The sequence below is a fragment of the Streptomyces sp. PA03-6a genome, assembly GCF_033792765.1.
Classification (GTDB): Bacteria; Actinomycetota; Actinomycetes; order Streptomycetales; family Streptomycetaceae; genus Actinacidiphila.
Genome location: NZ_JARAVK010000524.1, coordinates 1 through 2,067, shown reverse-complemented (window position 1 = coordinate 2,067; position 2,067 = coordinate 1). Strand labels below are relative to the sequence as shown.

The 2,067-nt window shown below is 69.6% G+C and carries 4 protein-coding genes; all 4 read right to left on the bottom strand.

Features of this window, described 5'->3' with window-relative positions; all coding sequences use genetic code 11:
* On the bottom strand, positions 1–405 hold a 405-nt coding region (tpg, locus tag PV350_RS46310; RefSeq protein WP_500339277.1), incomplete at its 3' end, for a telomere-protecting terminal protein Tpg.
* A gap of 290 nt (positions 406–695) precedes the next feature.
* Positions 696–1,067 carry a fic family toxin-antitoxin system, toxin component gene (locus tag PV350_RS46305; RefSeq protein ID WP_500339276.1) on the bottom strand — a complete coding sequence of 124 codons (372 nt, stop codon included), beginning with the start codon at positions 1,065–1,067 and terminating at the stop codon, positions 696–698.
* Positions 1,051–1,269: a hypothetical protein gene (locus tag PV350_RS46300; protein ID WP_500339275.1), complete on the bottom strand. Its 219-nt coding sequence runs from the start codon at positions 1,267–1,269 to the stop codon at positions 1,051–1,053. Before PV350_RS46300 ends, PV350_RS46305 begins: the two co-directional genes overlap by 17 nt.
* A complete protein-coding gene (locus PV350_RS46295; RefSeq protein ID WP_500339274.1) occupies positions 1,251–1,754 on the bottom strand; it encodes a hypothetical protein in 504 nt (167 codons plus the stop codon). Before PV350_RS46295 ends, PV350_RS46300 begins: the two co-directional genes overlap by 19 nt.
* Between the last annotated feature and the right edge of the window lie 313 nt (positions 1,755–2,067).

Sequence of the window (2,067 nt, the reverse complement as noted above, 5' to 3'; positions counted from 1 at the left end):
AAAGAGGCGGGCCGCGTACTGCGGCGGCAGGGCTTGGGTGATCAGGCGCTGGCGGGCGTCGTCGGTGGAACCGGGGGCGGCGGTGAAGCCGAAGCGGGCCCGAGTGTCGATGACGATGCCGCCGGTGGTGGCCGCGGCCTGCTTGGCGCGGGCGCGGACCTGCGGCTGCCAGCGCTGCTTCACTTCGCGCTCTATCCGGGCGGCGAGGTCGGCGCGGGGGCGTTTGATCTGGTCTTTGACGTAGCGTTCCACGGTCCGCTGCGAGATCCCGAGCAGTTCGGCTGCGGCGCGGGTGCCCTTGAGCTGCTTGACCAGGTAACGCATGCGGGTGGGGGCGGACTTGGGGATCGGGCGGGTGAATGCGCTCTGCACGGCCTTGTCGAGGCTGTCCTGGAGCATTCCCATCGGCCGGTTCCTTCCCTGCTGCAAAGGCTTGATCGTCTGCGCGGGCCCCGGTGGGCCGCTCTTGGCCTCGTGGCTGTCCCGTCACCCGCCGACTGCCCCTTCGTCGTGCGGTGGGTGGCGGCTGCTGCCAGTCGTATGCCGCCAGGTCCCCGAGGCGTCTCGGGGACCTGGCGTGGCATGGAAGGGTTATCCGGATGGCATCCATGCCGTGGCCCTACGGGCCGGTGGAGACACTAGCGACGCCGACGCTCTCACTCTCCGCGGGGTCGGGCGTCGGTCCTGCCCGGCTGTCAGGACGGCCAGGACCGCAGCACCGTGACCACGCTGCGCACCGTGCAGTCCTCCCGGCGCAGCTCGTCGACCAGCGCGCCGATCTCTTCCCGGCCGGGTTTCACGGTGCGGCCGGCGGCCTGGAGGTACGCGACGGTGACCGCGACGGCCACCGTCATGTTGGAGCGTTCCAGCCAGCGCAGCCGGCCCAGGGTGTGGGCGAGGGCTGCGGCACGCGCGAGAGTGCCGTGGTAGACGTCCTGGTCGAAGAGCTGGGCCTTGTGCCGGTCGACTGCCGAGAGCGGTACGCCGAAGTCCTCGGGTGCGGGGTCGTCCTGTCCGGCGTGGCGGGCGACTTCCAGGATCCAGCCGAGGTCAATCGCGAGGTGCACGGGCGCGCTCTTCGATGAAGTCGCCGTGGTCGGCGATGATCGCCGTGGCGGAGGTGAGGAAGGCCGCCCGGACCGGGTCGGTGTCGGCCCGGATCAGGGATTCGATGTAGTCCTGGACGGACAGGTGCCGGTTCCCAGCGGCCTGGCGGGCCGCCTCGACCGTTTCGTCCTCCAGCCGGACGTTCAGCTGTGTCTTCGCCATTCACCCATGCTAGCCGCTGCTAGCAAAGATCGGTAGCGGCAGTTCCCGGTGCGCTGTTCTACCTGGTGGGGCCGATGATGCGATGTGCCCAGCCGGGCAGGGCGGGGGGAGCCTTCGGGTCGATGCCGATGCTGAGGACGTCCTCGCCGGTGGTGGCGGGCACATCCCGGCTGACGGCGTGGGCGTCCCTGCAGGAGCATCCCGACCCAGGGCGGCAGGTCCGGCCCAAGAACGCCCTCGGTGAGCTCGGCATACTCGGTGGAGATGTCTGCCGGGACAGGCTCACGCAGGATGACGATCTTGGCGCGTCCGCCGTAGCCGGTGTCCACCGCGGTGTTCCAGGCGTCGGAGACCGGGAAGGGGCCGAGCACCATCGAGACGTGCACGAACGGCATCGCGGAGTTGGCGATGCGGTGCAGTGAGGTCACCAGCGGGATGGCGTCGGTCTCCTCAGCGGTGTCCGCGCCGAACACTACGAACGGCATGTCGTACGGCAGACCCCCGTCCTGGGCCGGAGACGAACATGGTGTGGTGAATCGCCGCGGGCGCACCACAGGCTGGGCCACTGACAGCCCGGGTGCTGTCGTCCTTGTCGGTGCCGGGAGCTACCCGGGCGATGTGGCGTTTCGATCCCGCAGTCGGAGTCCGGCGGACACGGCGTCCCGTAGGCCCAGGGCCCCCGGGGGGATGCGGCCTGTCCTCTTAACCCACCCCCCGACCCCCCGGCCCCTCCACCACTCTGTTGTCCCTTTCTTGGTTAAAAAAAAAAAAAGAGAGGAAGGTGGTAGGGGGGGGGGG

What these genes read in the sequence shown, in the direction of transcription:
- PV350_RS46300 (WP_500339275.1), bottom strand. Translation starts at nt 1,269, where the DNA reads ATGGCGAAGACACAGCTGAACGTCCGGCTGGAGGACGAAACGGTCGAG.
- PV350_RS46295 (WP_500339274.1), bottom strand. Translation starts at nt 1,754, where the DNA reads ATGCCGTTCGTAGTGTTCGGCGCGGACACCGCTGAGGAGACCGACGCC.